At 68.8% G+C, this 17858-nt stretch carries 12 protein-coding genes; 3 read left to right on the top strand and 9 right to left on the bottom strand.

All coding sequences use genetic code 11. The annotated features are described in order from the left end of the window. The first annotated feature begins 7 nt into the window (after positions 1-7). Genes cydD through I7X18_RS12545 form a run of 3 tightly spaced genes read left to right on the top strand, consistent with a single transcriptional unit; the run spans position 8 to position 3648 of the window. Entirely contained in the window at positions 8-1570 is a 1563-nt protein-coding gene (gene cydD, locus I7X18_RS12555) for a thiol reductant ABC exporter subunit CydD (protein WP_193047613.1), read from the top strand. Beyond that, entirely contained in the window at positions 1557-3077 is a 1521-nt protein-coding gene (locus tag I7X18_RS12550) for an ATP-binding cassette domain-containing protein (RefSeq protein ID WP_193047523.1), read from the top strand. Before cydD ends, I7X18_RS12550 begins: the two co-directional genes overlap by 14 nt. Before the next feature lie 10 nt (positions 3078-3087). After that, positions 3088-3648, top strand: a complete 561-nt coding sequence (locus tag I7X18_RS12545) for a DUF4190 domain-containing protein (protein ID WP_193047522.1) — start codon at positions 3088-3090, stop codon at positions 3646-3648. On the opposite strand, the gene I7X18_RS12540 is transcribed toward I7X18_RS12545, so the two are convergent. The 9 genes from I7X18_RS12540 to trpB all read right to left on the bottom strand — a co-directional run bounded on the left by I7X18_RS12540 (position 3645) and on the right by trpB (position 17858). Continuing rightward, positions 3645-4508, bottom strand: coding sequence for an acyl-CoA thioesterase II (locus I7X18_RS12540; protein WP_193047521.1), 864 nt, complete (start codon positions 4506-4508; stop codon positions 3645-3647). The genes I7X18_RS12545 and I7X18_RS12540 overlap by 4 nt on opposite strands. An 18-nt stretch (positions 4509-4526) precedes the next feature. Beyond that, positions 4527-5945 (bottom strand): pyruvate kinase, encoded by a 1419-nt coding sequence (pyk, locus tag I7X18_RS12535; RefSeq protein ID WP_193047520.1) that lies wholly within the window; start codon positions 5943-5945, stop codon positions 4527-4529. A 27-nt stretch (positions 5946-5972) separates the two neighbouring features. Next, positions 5973-7481, bottom strand: a complete 1509-nt coding sequence (locus I7X18_RS12530) for a glutamate synthase subunit beta (RefSeq protein WP_193047519.1) — start codon at positions 7479-7481, stop codon at positions 5973-5975. Then, positions 7474-12033, bottom strand: a complete 4560-nt coding sequence (gene gltB, locus I7X18_RS12525) for a glutamate synthase large subunit (protein ID WP_193047518.1) — start codon at positions 12031-12033, stop codon at positions 7474-7476. Before gltB ends, I7X18_RS12530 begins: the two co-directional genes overlap by 8 nt. A gap of 83 nt (positions 12034-12116) precedes the next feature. After that, complete coding sequence (locus I7X18_RS12520; RefSeq protein ID WP_193047517.1) at positions 12117-12530, bottom strand: DUF2752 domain-containing protein; 414 nt, start codon at positions 12528-12530, stop codon at positions 12117-12119. Then, complete coding sequence (locus I7X18_RS12515) at positions 12520-12915, bottom strand: NINE protein (RefSeq protein WP_193047516.1); 396 nt, start codon at positions 12913-12915, stop codon at positions 12520-12522. The genes I7X18_RS12520 and I7X18_RS12515 overlap by 11 nt, the downstream gene beginning before the upstream one ends. 73 nt (positions 12916-12988) lie before the next feature. After that, on the bottom strand, positions 12989-15814 hold the full coding sequence (lgt, locus tag I7X18_RS12510) for a prolipoprotein diacylglyceryl transferase (RefSeq protein WP_198730544.1): 2826 nt from the start codon (positions 15812-15814) through the stop codon (positions 12989-12991). Further along, entirely contained in the window at positions 15811-16599 is a 789-nt protein-coding gene (gene trpA, locus I7X18_RS12505) for a tryptophan synthase subunit alpha (protein WP_193047514.1), read from the bottom strand. Before trpA ends, lgt begins: the two co-directional genes overlap by 4 nt. Then, positions 16596-17858: a tryptophan synthase subunit beta gene (gene trpB, locus I7X18_RS12500; RefSeq protein WP_193047513.1), complete on the bottom strand. Its 1263-nt coding sequence runs from the start codon at positions 17856-17858 to the stop codon at positions 16596-16598. Before trpB ends, trpA begins: the two co-directional genes overlap by 4 nt.

Genomic DNA, 17858 nt, shown 5'->3' with positions numbered 1-17858 from the left:
CGCCCCGATGCGGCGCTTCCTGGCGGCCTCGGTGGTGTGCGGGGTGGTCGTCAGCGCGGTCACCATCGCGTCGGCGATCCTGCTGGCATACGTCGTCTCGGGAGTGATCACCGACCCCACCTCGCGCACGCTCGAGCACTGGTTGCCCGCCCTCGCCGCGCTGGCGGGTCTGTGGACCGTTCGGGCGATCGCCCAGTGGGCCCAGGGCCGACTCTCGCAGCGAGGCGCGACAGCGGTGATCGCCGACCTTGCGGCGCAGGTGCTTCGAACGGTGACGGCGCTGCCACCGCGCCACCTTGCGGCCGAACGAGACGCCGCGGCGGTGGTGGTCAGCCGTGGACTCGATGGACTGCGGCCCTACTTCGTCAACTACCTGCCCGCGGTGCTGCTCGCCGGAATCCTCACCCCCGCGGCGGTGGTGGCGATCGCGGCCGTCGACTGGCGTTCCGCGCTCATCGTCGTGATCGTGCTTCCCCTGATCCCGATCTTCATGATCCTGATCGGGCTGGTCACCAAGGACCGCTCCACCGCGGCGCTGGCAGCGATGACCACGCTGCAGTCCCGCCTGCTAGACCTCATCGCCGGCCTGCCCACCCTTCGGGCACTCGACAGGGCCGCGGGCTCTACTGGGCGGATCGGGGAACTGTCTGCCGCACATCGCCGTTCGACGATGTCGACGTTGCGGATCACCTTCATGTCGGCCCTCGTCCTCGAACTGCTGGCGACCCTCGGTGTCGCACTCGTCGCGGTCAGCGTCGGGCTCCGGCTCGTGTTCGGGGAGACCACGCTGTTCGCCGCACTGGCGGCGCTCTTGCTCGCTCCGGAGGTGTTCTGGCCATTGCGCCGCGTCGGGGCGGAGTTCCACGCGGCGCAGGACGGAAAGACCGCCGCGGACCGGGCGTTCGCGCTGCTGCAGGCTGGCCCCGCGGCACCGCGCGGCACCCGCACGGTGCCCGCCGCAGGGGCGCCCATTCACCTGCAAGCGCTGGACGCCGACGTCCAGCCCGGCCGGGTGACGGTGCTGACCGGCCGCAACGGGTGCGGTAAGAGCACGATCCTGCAGACGATCCTGGGACTGACCGACCTCGGCGGGAGGGTGACCGTCGGCGGCGTCGACGTGGCCGAACTGGACCCTGAGCACTGGTGGGAACAGATCGCGTGGCTGCCCCACCGACCGGTGCTCATCCCGGGCACGGTCCGCGCGAACCTCGAGCTGTTCGGACCCCTGTCCGACCTCGAAACCGCATGCCGGCAAAGCGGCTTCGACGACGTGCTGGCGAGCCTGCCCGACGGCCTGGACACCGCACTCGGTCGCGACGGCATCGGCTTGTCACTCGGTCAGCGTCAGCGCCTGGGGCTGGCCCGGATCTTCGGTTCTCCCGCCGCCGTATTGCTCCTCGACGAACCGACCGCCCATCTCGACGCGGCGCTGGAGTCACGCGTCCTGGCCGCGATCGCGGCACGCGCCCGAGCCGGCGCCACCGTTCTCGTCGTCGGGCACCGGGATTCGGTGCTGTCCGTCGGTGACGAGGTCGTCCGGATGGGGGTCGAGACCCTTGCCGAACACTGACCCGCTGCTGCGGCTGACCGTGGACCTGCTGCGGCCGCGGTTGGGACGACTGCTGCTCGCCGCCCTGCTGGGCGTGTTGTCGCTGGGCAGCGCACTGGCACTGGCTGCCGTCGCCGCGTGGTTGATCACCCGGGCCTGGCAGATGCCACCGGTGCTCGACCTGACCGTTGCCGCCGTCGCGGTGCGCGCACTGGGCATCTCCCGCGGCGTACTGGGCTACTGCCAGCGACTCGCCGCCCACGACACCGCATTGCGCGCGGCGGGTCACGCCAGGACGGGGCTGTACCGCGAACTCGCCGAGGCGCCCCCGGAGGTGTCGATGCGGCTGCCCGGCGGCGAACTGGTGTCCCGCATCGGGGCGTCGGTCGACGATCTCGCCGACGTCATCGTGCGCGCGGTACTGCCGATCGTGGTGGCCGCCGTGCTGTCGGTGGCCGCGGTCGGGGTGCTCGTGGTCATCTCCCCGGTGTCCGCGGCGCTGCTGGCCTGCTGTCTGCTGATCGCCGGTGTCGTCGCACCCGCACTGGCCGCGCGCGCCGTCACCGCAGCCGAAACCACCGCCGCGGGCCACCGCGCCGATCGCGATGTCGCCGCGATGCTCGCCCTCGAGCACGCGCCGGAACTGCGGGTGAGCGGTCGGCTGGAGGATGTGGTCGCCGAAACCCAACGCCGTCAGCGTGATTGGGGTGATGCGGCCGACCGTGCCGCGGCCCCTGCGGCCCTGGCCGCCGCCGTTCCCGGCGCGGCGATGGGCGCCGCAGTGCTGGGCGCCGCGATCGCCGGCATCACCCTGGCCGGATCGGTGGCACCGATGACCGTGGCGATCCTCATGCTGCTGCCGCTGTCCGCATTCGAGGCGACTACGGCGCTGCCCGCCGCGGCGGTACAGCTGACCCGGTCGCGCATCGCCGCCCGGCGGTTGCGCGACCTGACCCGTCCTGCGCCGAATCACCGGCCCCGCCCCGTCGTACCGCCGATACCCTTGAGCGTCGGTGATCGGGTGGCCGTCACCGGACCGAGCGGTTCGGGCAAGACCACTCTGCTCATGGCGATGGCCGAGCGCACCGACCACACGACCGGTGCCCGCGCGTTCTTCGCCGAGGATGCCCACCTCTTCGCCACCACCGTCCGAGACAATCTGCTGGTCGCCCGCGGTGACGCCACCGATGACGAACTGCGTTCCGCCCTCGACAGAGTCGGCCTGCGCACGTGGCTCCACGACCTGCCCGACGGCCTGTCGACCGTTCTGGTCGGCGGCGCCGCTGCGGTGTCAGCCGGTCAGCGCCGACGGGTACTGCTCGCCCGTGCGCTCATCTCGACGTTCCCCGTCGTCCTGCTCGACGAACCGACCGAACACCTCGACGCCGACGACGCCGCACGACTGTTGACCGAACTGCTCACTCCCGGTGCGTTTTTCCCGGCGGACCGCACTGTCGTGGTGGCCACCCACCACCTGCCCGACGGTGCCCGTGCCTGTCTGCGCCTCAATCTGGCCGCCAGCAGGTAACGTCAGCCATATGACCGAGTCGGACAAGCCCGAACAGTCCCCGTCGGCACCGCCGCCGCCTCCGCCACCGCCCAATCCGGCGCAGCAGCAGCCGTATCCGCAGCAGCAGCCCTACCCGCCGCAGCCGCCGTACCAGTACGGCGCCTACCCCGGCAGCTATCCCCCACCGCCGCAGGGATATGGCTATCCGGCCCAGACCGCACCCAAGAACGGGCTCGGCATCGCCTCGCTGATCGTGGCGATCATCGGTCTGCTCACGGTCTTCGGCGGCATCGTGCTGGGCATCGTGGCGGTGATCCTCGGCTTCATCGGCCGGGGCCGCGCCAAGCGCGGCGAAGCGACCAACGGTGGTGTGGCGCTGGCCGGCATCGTGCTCGGATTCCTGGCCATCGTGGTGTCGATCGTCGCGATCGCATTGACGGTCGTGTTCGCCCGGGAAGTCGGGGCCGGCGATCTGTTCGACTGCCTCCAGCAGGCCGGTAACGACACCGAAGCGCAGCAGCAGTGCCAGGACCAGTTCCAGCGCCAGATCGAGGACCAGTTGAGCGTCACCGTGACGCCCTCGCGTTAGCGGCCCGGGAAGTACTTGACGATCCCCTCCTGCACGACCGTCGCCAGCAACGTGCCGGTGCGGTCGAAGAAGTGGCCGGTGCCCAGACCGCGCGATTCGGCGGCCACCGGGGAGGACGTCGAGTACAGCACCCACTCGTCGAACCGCACGGGCCGGTGGAACCACACCGAGTGGTTCATCGTCACCGCGAAGATGCGGTCGAAGCCCCACGACAGCCCATGGGTGGTGATGATCGAGTCGAGGACGGTGGTGTCCGACGAGTAGACCAGCGCCGCGGCGTGCAGCACCGGATCGGCCGGCATCTCGCCGTCGGCCTTCAGCCACACCCGGTTGTGGTCGAGACGCTCCCCCTTGTCGCGCATCACCCAGGCCGGGTCGTTGGTGTAGCGCCACTCGATCGGCCGCATCGCGTTGACGAAGTGCGGGACGGTGTCCTCGTAGCCGCGCAACAGCTCACCGATCATCGGCAGCTCGTCCGGTCCAGCGACCTCGGGGGCGGCGATGCTGTGCTCGAGGCCACGACCACCGTTCATGTACGACACCATCGCGCTGGTCAACAGGTCATCGCCCTGGCACACGTCGACGCGGCGGTTGGCGAACCGTCGTTCGTCGCGTAAGCGTGACACCCGGAACTCGAGGTCCCTGGACGGGTCGCCGCCGGCGATGAAATGCGCGGACAGTGCGCTGGGCGCGATGCGATCGTCGACCGTGCGGCTGGCCGCGACGAATGCCTGCGCCATCATCTGCCCGCCGAAGGTGCGGACCGGGTTCTTGCTGGGGTGCGAGCCCACGAACGTGTCGTCGTCCACCCGCCGGAGGTCCAGGACGGCCAGCAGCTCCGCGAGGTCGGAGCTTGACACTGGGCCTCCTAGGCGGTCTTAGACGTCGTCCTCCCCGATCCGGTGCACGTGGATCAGATTGGTGGAGCCTACTGTGCCCGGCGGCGCACCCGCGACGATGACCACCAGATCTCCCCGCTTGTAGCGGCCCAGCTCCAGCAGCGACTTGTCGACCTGGCGGATCATGCCGTCGGTGGTCTGGATGTGCGGCACGATGAACGTCTCGGTACCCCAGGTCAGCGCCAGCTGGCTGCGCACTTCGGGCAGCGCGGTGAACGCCAGCACCGGCAGCGGCGTGTGCAGCCGCGCGAGCCGCCGCACGGTGTCACCGGACTGGGTGAACGCGACCAGAGCCTTGGCGTCCAACCGCTCCCCGATGTCGCGTGCGGCATACGAGATGACGCCACGCTTGGTCCGCGGCACATGGGTCAACGGCGGCACGACGACCGAGTTCTCCTCGACGGCCTTGATGATGCGCGCCATCGTCCGGACCGCCTCGAGCGGATACTTGCCGACCGAGGTCTCCCCCGAGAGCATGACCGCGTCGGCGCCGTCGAGCACCGCGTTGGCGACGTCGGATGCCTCCGCGCGGGTCGGGCGGGAGTTCTCGATCATCGACTCCAGCATCTGCGTGGCGACGATGACGGGCTTCGCGTTCTCCCTTGCCATCTGGATGGCGCGCTTCTGCACCAGCGGAACTTCCTCGAGCGGCAGTTCGACGCCCAGATCGCCGCGGGCGACCATGATCGCGTCGAACGCCAGCACGATGGCCTCGAGGTTGTCGATCGCCTCGGGCTTCTCGAGTTTGGCGATGACCGGAACCCGTCGGCCCACGCGGTCCATCACCTCGTGCACGAGTTCGATGTCGGCCGGGGAGCGCACGAACGACAGCGCGACCAGGTCGACGCCGAGGCGCACCGCGAACTCGAGGTCTTCGATGTCCTTCTCCGACATCGCCGGGGCGGAGACGTTCATCCCGGGCAGCGACATGCCCTTGTTGTTGCTGACCTTGCCGCCCTCGGTGACCTCGCAGATGACGTCGGTGCCCTCGATCCCGGTGACCACGAGTGCGACGTTGCCGTCGTCGACCAGCACGCGGTCCCCGGGGGTGGCGTCCTCGGCGAGCCGCTTGTAGGTCGTCGAAACCCGGTCGTGGGTGCCGTCGACGTCCTCGACGGTGATCCGGATGGTCTCGCCGTCGGCCCAGACGGTGGGGCCGTCGGCGAACCGGCCCAGCCGGATCTTCGGCCCCTGCAGGTCGGCGAGGATGCCGACGGCGCGTCCGGTGCGATCGGAGGCCGCGCGGACCCGCTTGTAGTTGGCCTCGTGATCGGGGTAATCACCATGGCTGAAGTTGAGTCGTGCGACGTCCATACCGGCCTCGACGAGCGCGCGCACGGCCTCATCGGTGGGCGTGGCGGGGCCGAGGGTACAGACGATCTTGCCGCGTCTATTCACGTTGACTCATCGTAGTCGTTGATCGATTCAGAGGACGGCCAGAGGCAGCGCGCCGGGGCGCACGGGGGCCGGTAGGTCGGACTCGCCCATCAGATACGCGTCGACACCGTTGGCCGCGCTGCGGCCCTCGGCGATCGCCCACACGATCAGCGACGCGCCCCGGTGGGCGTCACCGCAGACGAACACACCCGGCGCATCGGTCTGCCAGTCGCTGCCGCACGGCAGCGCACCGCGGTTGTTGAGGTCCAGGCCGAGACCGGCGAGCAGCGGCATGTGCTCGACCCCGTCGAAACCGATGGCCAGCAACGCCATGTCGCAGGGAATCTCGAGTGTGTCGCCGACCGGGACGATCCGGCGGCGCCCCTCGGCGTCGCGTTCCACCTTCACCTCGGCGATCTCCATCGCCCGCACCCGCCCGTGCTCATCGCCGAGGAACCGCTGCACGGCCACCTCGTAGCGGCGGTTGCCGCCCTCGGCGTGGGCCGGGGACAGCCGGGTGCGCAGCACCAGCGGCCACGTCGGCCACGGGCTGCGGGTGTCGTCGCGGGTCTCGGGCGGCTCCGGGTTGTAGTCGAGTTGAGTGACCGATGTCGCGCCCTGGCGGTGCGCGGTGCCGAGGCAGTCGGCCCCGGTGTCGCCGCCGCCGATGATCACCACGTGCTTGTCCCGGGCGGACAGCGACGATGCGCCGTCCCCCTCGCACTCCTTGTTGGCGGGCACCAGGTGTTCCATCGCCAGGTGCACACCCTCGAGGTCGCGGCCCTCCACGTCGTTGTCGCGGGCGCGCAGCGCCCCGATGGCCAGCACCACCGCGTCATACCGTTCGCGGAGCTGCTCCGCCGTCAGGTCGACCCCGACCTCGCAGTCGGTGACGAACCGGGTGCCTTCGGCCCGCATCTGCGCCAAGCGCTGGTCGAGTGTCTTCTTCTCCAGCTTGTACTCGGGGATGCCGTAACGCATCAGTCCGCCGATGCGGTCGTCGCGTTCGAAGACCGTCACGTCGTGACCGGCGCGGGTGAGCTGTTGGGCGGCGGCCAGACCGGCCGGACCGGAACCCACCACCGCGACACTCTTACCGGTCCGGATGGACGCCGGCTGCGGGTCGACCAGACCCAGCGCCCAGGCCTGGTCGGCGATGGTGTTCTCGATGCGTTTGATCGTGACGCTGCCGCCGGTGTGGCCCTCGCTGATCGACAGCACGCATGCGGCTTCGCACGGTGCCGGACACAGCCGCCCGGTGAACTCCGGGAAGTTGTTCGTGGCGTGTAGCCGTTCGCTGGCGGCATCCCAGCGGCCACGGCGCACCAGGTCGTTCCACTCGGGGATGAGGTTGCCCAGCGGACAACCCGCGGATCCGGAGTGGCAGAACGGGATTCCGCAGTCCATGCAGCGACGCGCCTGCTGGGAGACCTCTTCGGCGCGCTCGGGCAGGCTCTGCCGTTCGTACACCTCGTGCCAGTCGCCGACCCGCTCGTCGACGGGCCGCTTGGCGGCCTCCACTTTGGGCACCTTCAGGAATCCGGTGGGATCAGCCACGGCTGGCCTCCATGATCGCGGCGTCGACGTCGCGCCCCTCGGCCTTGGCCATCCGGGTGGCCTGCAGGACGCGCTGATAGTCGCTGGGCATGACTTTGGTGAACTGGGCACTGCGCCGGGGCCAGTCGGACAGCACCGAGGTGGCCACGGTGCTGCCGGTGTGTCTGGCGTGCCGTGCCACGACGTCGTGCAGCCAGACCAGATCCTCCGGTTCGAGCCGCTGCAACTCCACCATGGCGGGGTTGACCTTGGCCGGATTCAACCCCAGAACGTAGGCGATACCGCCCGACATCCCGGCGGCCATGTTGCGACCCGTCCGGCCCAGGACCACCACCCGTCCGCCGGTCATGTACTCGCAGGCATGGTCGCCGACACCCTCGACCACGGCCAGTGCGCCGGAGTTGCGGGCGCAGAACCGTTCTCCGACCTTGCCGCGCAGGAACACCTCCCCTGAGGTCGCGCCGTAGAGCAGGGTGTTGCCGGCGATGACGTTGTCCTCGGGCAGGAACAGCACGTCGTCGGCGGGCTTGACGACGATCCGGCCACCCGAGAGTCCCTTGCCCACATAGTCATTGGCGTCACCGATCAACTCCATTGTGACGCCGGGCGGAAGGAACGCGCCGATCGACTGACCCGCCGACCCGGTGAGCGTGATCCGGATCGTGTCGTCCGGGAGCCCGGCCGCGCCGTATCGGCGGGTCACCTCGGCGCCGAGCAGAGTGCCCACGGTGCGGTTGACGTTGCGGACGGGCAGTTCGAGGGTCACCGGGTGGGCGTCTTCGAGGGCGCCCTCGGAGAGCTGGATGAGCGTCTGGTCGAGCGCCTGGTCCAGGGCGTGGTACTGGTCCTTGAGCTTGCGCCGCTGGGTCGCTTGGTCGTCGTGCGCGTTGGTGGGCGTGGCGAAAATCGGCGTGAGGTCGAGACCCTTGCTCTTCCAGTGCTCCACTCCGGTTGCGGTGTCGAGCAGTTCGGCGTGGCCGACGGCTTCGTCGATGCTGCGGAAGCCGAGCTCGGCGAGGTGGCGGCGGATGTCCTCGGCGATGAACCGGAAGAAGTTCTCCACGAATTCGGGCTTGCCGTTGAACCGGGCCCGCAGCTCCGGGTTCTGGGTGGCGACGCCGACCGGGCACGTGTCGAGGTGGCAGACCCGCATCATGATGCATCCGGCCACCACCAGCGGTGCCGTCGCGAATCCGAACTCCTCGGCGCCCAGCAGCATTGCGACCATCACGTCGCGGGCGGTGCGCATCCCGCCGTCGCATTGCACGGTGATGCGGTCACGGAGACCGTTGAGCACCAGGGTCTGCTGTGCATCGGCGAGCCCGATCTCCCACGGCGCACCGGCATGCTTGAGGCTCGTCAACGGCGCGGCACCCGTGCCGCCGTCGTAACCCGAGATGAGTACCACGTCCGCATGCGCCTTGGACACTCCGGCGGCGACCGTCCCGACACCGACGCTGCTGACCAGCTTCACGTGGATCCGCGCCTGGTCGTTGGCATTCTTCAGGTCGTGGATGAGCTGCGCGAGGTCCTCGATCGAGTAGATGTCGTGGTGCGGCGGCGGTGAGATGAGCCCGACACCGGGGGTGGAGTGCCGCGTCTTGGCGATGTTCGGGTACACCTTGTAGCCCGGAAGCTGGCCGCCCTCACCGGGTTTGGCGCCTTGGGCCATCTTGATCTGGATGTCGGTGGCGTTGACGAGGTAGTCACTGGTCACGCCGAACCGGCCGCTGGCGACCTGCTTGACCGCGCTGCGGCGCTGGGGATCGTAGAGCCGGTCGACGTCCTCCCCGCCCTCCCCGGAGTTGGAGCGCCCGCCCAGGTTGTTCATCGCGATCGCCATCGTCTCGTGGGCCTCGGCACTGATGGAGCCGTAACTCATCGCGCCGGTGTTGAAGCGCGTGACGATCTCGTCGGCCGACTCCACCTCGTCGAGGGGCACCGGCGGCCGAAGTCCCTTCTTGAACTCGAACAGCCCGCGCAGGGTGCCGCCGTCGCGGGACAGCCGGTCGACCTCCTCGGAGTACTGCCGGAACACGTCCTGGCGGCCCGTGCGTGTCGAATGCTGAAGGAGGAACACCACTTCCGGGCTGAACAGATGCAGCTCCCCCTCGCGCCGGAATGCGTACTCGCCGCCGACCTCGAGGCGGCGGTGCACCCGCTCGGTCGGATTCTCCGGGTACGCGCGGCGATGCCGGAGTTTGACCTCCTCGGCGATGACGTCGAGTCCGATACCGCCGATCTGGCTCGGCGTCCCGGTGAAGTACTCGTCGATGACGTCGCGGTCGATACCGACCGCCTCGAAGGCCTGCGCGGCGGTGTAGGAGGCGACCGTGGAGATGCCCATCTTGCTCATCACCTTCGTCACCCCCTTGCCGAGAGCTTTGAGGTAATTGCGTACCGCTGCGGCGGTTTCGATGCCGGTGAGTTCACCTTCGCGGATGAGGTCCTCGATGGTCTCGAAGGCGAGGTAGGGGTTGACGGCTGCGGCGCCGAAGCCGATGAGCATCGCGATGTGGTGCACTTCGCGGGCATCACCGGACTCCACCACCAGCGCCACCTCGGTGCGCTGCTTGGTGCGCACGAGGTGGTGGTGGACCGCGGACACGGCCAGCAGCGACGGGATGGGTGCGCGGGTGTGGTCGGAGTCGCGATCCGAGATGACCAGTGTGCGTGCGCCTTCGGTGATGGCGTCACCGGCCCGGCTGCGCAGTTCGTCGAGAGCTTCGGCCAGTCCCTCGCCACCGCGTTCTACGTCGTAGAGGGCTTTGAGGACCACCGCCCGCAGGCCCGGATGCTCACCGTCGTCGTTGATGTGGACGATCTTGTTGAGTTCGTCGTTGTCGAGCACCGGCCACTTCAGAATGATCTGCCGGCACGACGCCGCCGTCGGCTCGAGCAGGTTCTGCTCGGGGCCCATGACGCGGGACATGCTGGTGACCACTTCCTCGCGGATGGCGTCCAGCGGAGGATTGGTCACCTGGGCGAAGAGTTCGACGAAGTAGTCGTAGAGCGGCCGCGACCGTTCGGAGAGCACCGCGGTCGGCGTGTCGGTGCCCATCGACCCCAGGGGTTCGGCGCCGGAGGCGGCCATCGGGGTGATCAGGATCCGCAACTCCTCCTCGGTGTAGCCGAAGGAGATCTGGCGGCGGACCACCGATTCGTGATTGGGCTGTACCCGAACCCGTTCCGGCAACGACCCGAGTTCGAGCAGGCCGGCATGCAGCCATTCGCCGTAGGCCTCGCCCTCGGACAATCCGAGCTTGATCTCGTCATCGCTGACGATGCGGCCCGCTGCCGTGTCGACCAGCAGCATCTTGCCCGGCTGCAATCGGCCCTTGGCGACGATCTGCGCGGACGGGACGTCGAGCACCCCGCTCTCGCTGGCGAGGATGATCCGGTCGTCGGCGGTGCGCCACCAACGGCCGGGGCGTAACCCGTTGCGGTCCAGCACCGCTCCGACCAGGGTGCCGTCGGTGAACGTGACGCACGCCGGACCGTCCCACGGTTCCATCAGCGAGGCGTGGAATTGCCAGAACGCCCGCTCGTCGGCGTCCATCGAGGCGTTGTTCTCCCATGCCTCGGGGATCATCATCAGCACCGCGTGGGGCAGGCTGCGGCCGCCGAGGTGGAGCAGTTCGAGAACCTCGTCGAAACTCGCCGAGTCCGAGGCGTCCGCGGTGCACACCGGGGACAGACGGCTCAGATCGCCGGGAATGTTGGCGCTGGCCAGCATGGCTTCACGGGCGTGCATGCGGTTGCGGTTGCCACGCACGGTGTTGATCTCGCCGTTGTGGGCGACGAACCGGAACGGGTGCGCGAGCGGCCACGACGGAAACGTGTTGGTGGAGAAACGGCTGTGGACGATCGCGATGGCGCTGGTGCACCGCGCGTCACGCAGATCGCTGAAGTACAGCGGCAACTGCACGGTGGTGAGCATGCCCTTGTAGGCGATGGTGCGGCTGGACAGGGACGGGAAGTAGACCTCGGCGGACTTCTCCGCGCGTTTGCGCAGCGGGTACACCCGCCGGTCGAGTTCGACGCCACCGGGGCGGACGCCGTCGACTTCTGGTGCGGCGACGAACAATTGGGCCATGTACGGCATGCAGTCCCGCGCGGTGACTCCGACGTCGGCGCTGTCGGGGTCGACGGGAACGGTGCGCCAGCCCAGCACCTCGAGATTCTCTTCGGCCGCCAGAGCCTCGACGCGTTGGCAGGCCTCTGCGCGCGCCACCGGATCCTGCGGGAGGAAGCACGTGCCGGCAACAAAGGTGTTGCAGCCCTGGGCGGTCGGCTGTGGGAGCTCGAAGTCGACGACATCGGCGAAGAGCTCGACCGGCAGCTGCAGCAGGATTCCCGCACCGTCTCCGCTGTTCGTTTCGGCCCCTGCTGCGCCGCGGTGATCGAGGTGCTCGAGGGCGACCAGACCCTCAGCGACAATGGAGTGCGACCGTCTGCCCTGGATGTCGGCGATCATGGCGACGCCGCACGAATCCTTCTCGTGCTCGGGGTCGTAGAGTCCCTGCGCATGCGGGATAGCCGAATAAAGCATTGACATGCACCTCCGCAGTTCCGGAAAACCTTTGCCGGGACTGCGGCGGCCCGAGCGGCAAGTGTATCAGCGCAGGTGGGCCACTACCCGTCGAGCAAAGTCGGGACCAGCGGAAATCCGGGCAGATTGCGGACCACAGTCCAGCTGATGGTGGCCACGGCGATGACGACGATCGCGGTCGCCGGCAGCACGGCTTCGTGCCGACGCCGTCGGATGACCACCCATGCCGCCAGCAGAGGCAAGCCGACGAGGAGGAACACATTGTCGGCGACGGCCGCGGCAATGTCGCCGTGCAGGAGATCGTGCGTCATGCGCAGTCCCCCGCACGCCGGACAGTCCCACCCGGTCACGTGTTTGAACGGGCACAGCGGTGCCAGGAAACCGGGCCGGTGAGGGTCGGCGAGACCGATGTAGGCCAGCGCGGCCACGAACACGGCGCCGGTCCCGAGGGTGATGTAGAGCGGCGTACGACTGGGGGTGGGAGTGTCAGGTTCCATCACGCAACGGGAGACCGTTCGGATCGCGGACCTTGTCGGTGAAGATGAGGATCGCATCGATGATGCCCCAGATGACGGCGCCGATGCCGCAGGTCACGAGTCCGACCACCAGTTGTGCGACGCCCAGCCCGACCTGGCCGAGGTACATGCGTCCGATGCCGACGATGCCGAGCAGCCCCACCAATTGGAGGAGACCCGCGACGACCTTCGACTTGTCTGAGTACGGCTCTCCGGTCATGGGATGCCTGCCGTAGGGCGCGGAGGGGTCGTAGTACGGGGGCGGGTAGTTGCCGGGAGCCGGCGGGTACGGCGGCGGATAGCCGGCGCCGGGCGGAGGCGGCGGGGTGCCTTCGGGGGTGTTACCGAACTGCGAGGGGTCGGTCATGGACTTCAGCATGCCAGAACGCCATGCCGCTCATAAGGGTGGGAAACCCGAAAAAGCGCGTGGGGCAGCCGAGCTACTTGCGGCGCCCCCGCAAGCGACGCCGCAGCGTGGCGGCGGCCGTCGAGGCGACCTGTCGTGCGACCGCCTGCGCCTGCTCGGCGCGCGTGACGGCCGATTGGCGCGTCTCCTTCGCGGACTCGACCGCCTCCGCGGCTTCGTCGCCCTCCACGGCACCGGCCTTGGTAGACGGCGTCGCCGCGGTGTCGGTGTCTACGACGGCTTCGCCAGGCGCCTCGTCGGTGAACTCGCCGGCGGCGTCCGCGGCGGCGATGTCCTCGGCGACGGCCTCGGCCTCTTCGGCGCGCTCCACTGCAGCCTCGAGGTCGCCGTAATCAGTGGTCTCGGCGTCATTGGTGACGGCGTCAGCGGCGTCCTCCGCGACGGCCTCGGCCTCCTCAGCACGCTCGACCGCCGCCTCATGAGCCTCTTCCGCAGCCTCCTCAGCCGCGACCGCATCCTCACCCTCAAGAGCACCCGCCGTCGTCAACGGCTCGACGGCTTCGACGGCTTCGGCGGGTTCATCCACGTCAGCAGCCGCCTCTTCCGCGACAGCCTCGGCCTCCTCGCGCGCCTCAACCGCCGCCTCATGAGCCTCTTCAGCAGCGTCCTCAACCGCGACCGCATCCTCACCCTCAACCGCGCCCACCGTCGTCAACGGCTCACGATCAGCCGCCTCACCAATGTCCTCCGACGGCGCAGACTCCACATCCTCAGCCAGCGCTTCGGCCTCAGCCACCGGCTCGGGCTTGCCCTCATCAGCCGTCTCGTCAGCAGCGGCCTCTTCCGCGACAGCCTCGGCCTCCTCGCGCGCCTCAACCGCCGCCTCATGAGCCTCTTCCGCAGCCTCCTCAACCGCGACCGCATCCTCACCCTCAACAGCACCCACCGTCGTCAACGGCTCAACGGCACCGGCGGGTTCATCCACGTCATCGGACACCTCCGCAGCGACGGCCTCGGCTTCCTCAGCACGCTCAACCGCCGCCTCATGAGCCTCTTCCGCAGCCTCCTCAACCGCGACCGCATCCTCACCCTCAACAGCACCCACCGTCGTCAACGGCTCAACGGCACCGGCGGGTTCATCCACGTCATCGGACACCTCCGCAGCGACGGCCTCGGCTTCCTCAGCACGCTCAACCGCCGCCTCATGAGCCTCTTCCGCAGCCTCCCTAACCGCGACCGCATCCTCACCCTGAACAGCACCCGCCGTCGTCAACGGCCCACGATCAGCCGCCCCACCAATGTCCTCCGACGGCGCAGACTCCACATCCTCAGCCAACGCCTCGAGCTTGCCCTCATCACCGGTCTCGTCAACAGCGGCCTCTTCCGCGACAGCCTCGGCCTCCTCGCGCGCCTCAACCGCCGCCTCATGAGCTTCTTCAGCCGACTCCTCAGCGGCGACCGCGTCCTCACCCTCAACCACGCCAACCGTCGTCAACGGCTCGACGGCCTCGACGGGTTCATCCACGTCAGCAGCCGCCTCGTCCGCGACCGCCGCTGCTTCCTCAGCACCCTCGACCGCCGCCTCATGAGCTTCTTCGGCCGACTCCTCAGCCGCGACCGCGTCCTCACCCTCAACCGCGCCAACCGTCGTCAACGGCCCATCGGCGCCGACGGGTTCATCGACGTCAGCAGCGACCTCGTCCGCGACGGCCGCTGCTTCCTCAGCACCCTCGACCGCCGCCTCATGAGCTTCTTCCGCAGACTCCTCAGCCGCGACCGCGTCCTCACCTTCGACAGCACCAACCGTCGTCAACGGCTCACGATCAGCGGCCTCACCAGCCTCGGAGTCGTCTTTCTCGTCCGCGGCCCCGGCGACATTTGCGGCCATCCCGAGTCCCGAGGTGACCGCAACACCGGCCACGAGGTGCTTGAGCAATTCCTCGGTCGCACTGTCCCGGGGTTCATCACCCTCGGGCTTGACGTCTTCGGGCTCCCCGTCCTCGGTGACCCGGTCCTCGGCGTCCACGTCCTCCGTCGGCTCTTCCCGCAGCGTCGCCGGATCCTCGCGACCCCTCGGAGCCGCCATCAGGTACACCACTGCGCCGATGAACACGAACATCGACGTGAACGAATTGACCCGGATGCCCGCGAGGTGTGTGGCCATGTCACTGCGCAACAACTCAATCCAGAACCGGCCGAGGCAATACCCCGCGACGTAGAGCGCGAACAGCCTGCCGTGCCCCAGCTTGAACCGTCGATCAGCCCAGATGAGCACCGCGAAAACCAGCAGATTCCACAGCAGTTCGTACAAGAACGTCGGGTGGACGACCTCGACCACACGACCCGTCGACACCCCGATCAGGTCATTGCGCGCACCACTGGCATCGACCCGCTCGTAGATCTCCAGTCCCCACGGCAGCGTGGTCGGGCGTCCGTACAGTTCCTGATTGAAGTAGTTGCCGAGCCGGCCGATCGCCTGCGCCAGGATGATGCCCGGCGCGACGGCATCGCCGAACGCCGGCAGCGGGATTCCCCGGCGGCGGCACGCAATCCACGCACCCACACCACCCAGGGCGACCGCGCCCCAAATGCCCAGACCGCCCTCCCAGATGCGGAATGCGGCGAGCAGGCCGGCGCCGTCCGGACCGAAGTAGGTCTGCCAATCCGTGATGACGTGGTAGAGCCGGCCGCCGATCAGACCGAACGGGACCGCCCACAGAGCGATGTCGTAGACGACGCCGGCCTCGCCGCCACGCGCCTCCCAGCGGCGGTCACCCAGGACCAGCGCCACGATGATGCCGACGATGATGCACAGGGCGTACGCCCGCAACGGGAACGGCCCGAGCTCCCAGACGCCCTGCGACGGACTGGGAATGTAGGCCAGCGTCGTCGACGTCACGCGGGCACCCTCTGGCGCACTCCCTCGGCTAATTCTTCGGTCAGCGCTCGCACCGCGGGCAGGCCGTCCGTGAGCGCCGACACGAGCGCCGAGCCGACGATCACTCCGTCTGCGTACGCGCCGATCTCCGCCGCCTGTGCACGTGACCGCACGCCCAGACCGACGCCGACCGGGATGTCGGAGACCTCTTTGACCCGCGCCACGAGTTCTGGCGCGGCGCTCGAGACGACGTCTCGCGCGCCGGTGACACCCATCGTCGACGCGGCGTAGACGAAACCACGGGAGGCCTCGACGGTCTTGGCCAGCCGCTCCGGCGTCGACGCAGGCGCCACCAGGAAGATGCGGTCGAGATCATGGGATTCCGATGCTGCCATCCACTCGTCGGCCTCTTCGGGGATGAGGTCAGGGGTGATCAGACCCAACCCGCCCGCGGCGGCCAGGTCCCTCGCGAATGCGTCGATCCCCCAGCGCAGTACCGGATTCCAATAGGTCATCACCACCGCGCGACCACCGGCGTTGCTGATGGCCTCGACCGCCGCCAGGGTGTCCCGCACTCGGACGCCACCCTGCAGCGCCGCCTCGGCGGCCGCGGCGATCACCGGACCGTCCATCCCCGGGTCGGAATACGGAATGCCGACTTCGATGATGTCGCAACCGGATTCGACCAGCGCCGTCATCGCCGAGATCGATGCCGGCACGTCGGGGAACCCGGTTGGCAGGTATCCGATGAGGGCCGCACGCTGCTCTGCGCGGCAAGCGTCGAACAAGCCACCCAACCGACTCATGAACCGCCTTTGTCCAGCAGACCGAACCACGTGGCAGCGGTCTCGACGTCTTTGTCGCCGCGCCCGGACAGGTTGACCAGGATCACCGCACCCGACCCCAATTCCTGGCCGAGTTTGAGCGCACCCGCCACTGCGTGCGCGGACTCGATGGCCGGAATGATGCCCTCGGTGCGGCACAGCAGCGAGAACGCGTTCATGGCCTCGGTGTCGGTGATCGGCAGGTATTCGGCGCGCCCGATGTCCTTGAGCAACGCGTGCTCGGGTCCCACCCCGGGATAGTCGAGACCGGCCGAGATCGAATGGGATTCGATGGTCTGGCCGTCCTCGTCCTGCAGCAGATAGGAGAACGAGCCCTGGAACGCGCCGGGCGAGCCGCCCGTGAATGTGGCTGCGTGCCTACCGGTTTCGACGCCGTCACCGGCCGCCTCGTAGCCGATCAGCCGGACGCCGGGATCGTCGATGAAGGCGTGGAAGACACCGATCGCATTCGAGCCGCCGCCGACGCACGCCGTCACCGCGTCCGGAAGCCGGCCGGCCTGCGCCTGGATCTGCATCCGCGCTTCGAGCCCGATGATGCGCTGGAAGTCGCGCACCATCAGCGGGAACGGATGCGGTCCCGCCGCGGTGCCGAAGCAGTAGTACGTCTCGTCGGCGTTGGTCACCCAGTCGCGGAACGCCTCGTTGATGGCGTCTTTGAGGGTCTTCGAACCCGCCTCGACGGAGACCACCTCGGCGCCGAGCAGGCGCATGCGCGCCACGTTCAGCGCCTGGCGAGCCGTGTCGACCGCACCCATGTAGATCACGCAGTCCAGGCCGAGCAGCGCGCATGCGGTGGCCGTCGCGACACCGTGCTGGCCGGCGCCGGTCTCGGCGATCACCCGGGTCTTGCCCATCTGCCGGGCCAGCAACGCCTGCCCGAGCACGTTGTTGATTTTGTGGGAACCGGTGTGGTTGAGGTCTTCTCGTTTGAGGAACATGCGGGCGCCGCCGGCATGTTCGCTGAGGCGGGTGGCCTCGTAAAGCGGTGACGGGCGGCCGCTGTAGTGACGCTGCAAGCGGTCGAGTTCGTCGAGGAAGGTCTGGTCGCCGCGAGCCTTCTCGTAGGCGGCGGTGACCTCTTCGATGACCGCCATCAGTGCCTCGGGAACGAGGCGACCACCGTAGGCCCCGAAGTGGCCGCGGGCATCCGGGTCGTGGCTGGTGGGTTCGGCGACGGCCGCGCTGGAGCGCGGCAGATCCGAATCGAGGAGTTCGGCCAC

Origin of the sequence: Mycolicibacterium baixiangningiae (assembly GCF_016313185.1) — a bacterium.
Taxonomy (GTDB): domain Bacteria; phylum Actinomycetota; class Actinomycetes; order Mycobacteriales; family Mycobacteriaceae; genus Mycobacterium; species Mycobacterium baixiangningiae.
The sequence above is the reverse complement of the archived record's forward strand: the minus strand, read 5'-3'. Positions and strand labels throughout refer to the sequence as shown.

Coding starts and splice junctions, on each gene's coding strand:
- cydD (WP_193047613.1), top strand. CDS start 8: ATGCGGCGCTTCCTGGCGGCCTCGGTGGTGTGCGGGGTGGTCGTCAGC.
- I7X18_RS12545 (WP_193047522.1), top strand. CDS start 3,088: ATGACCGAGTCGGACAAGCCCGAACAGTCCCCGTCGGCACCGCCGCCG.
- gltB (WP_193047518.1), bottom strand. CDS start 12,033: ATGCTTTATTCGGCTATCCCGCATGCGCAGGGACTCTACGACCCCGAG.
- I7X18_RS12520 (WP_193047517.1), bottom strand. CDS start 12,530: ATGGAACCTGACACTCCCACCCCCAGTCGTACGCCGCTCTACATCACC.
- I7X18_RS12515 (WP_193047516.1), bottom strand. CDS start 12,915: ATGACCGACCCCTCGCAGTTCGGTAACACCCCCGAAGGCACCCCGCCG.
- trpA (WP_193047514.1), bottom strand. CDS start 16,599: ATGAGTCGGTTGGGTGGCTTGTTCGACGCTTGCCGCGCAGAGCAGCGT.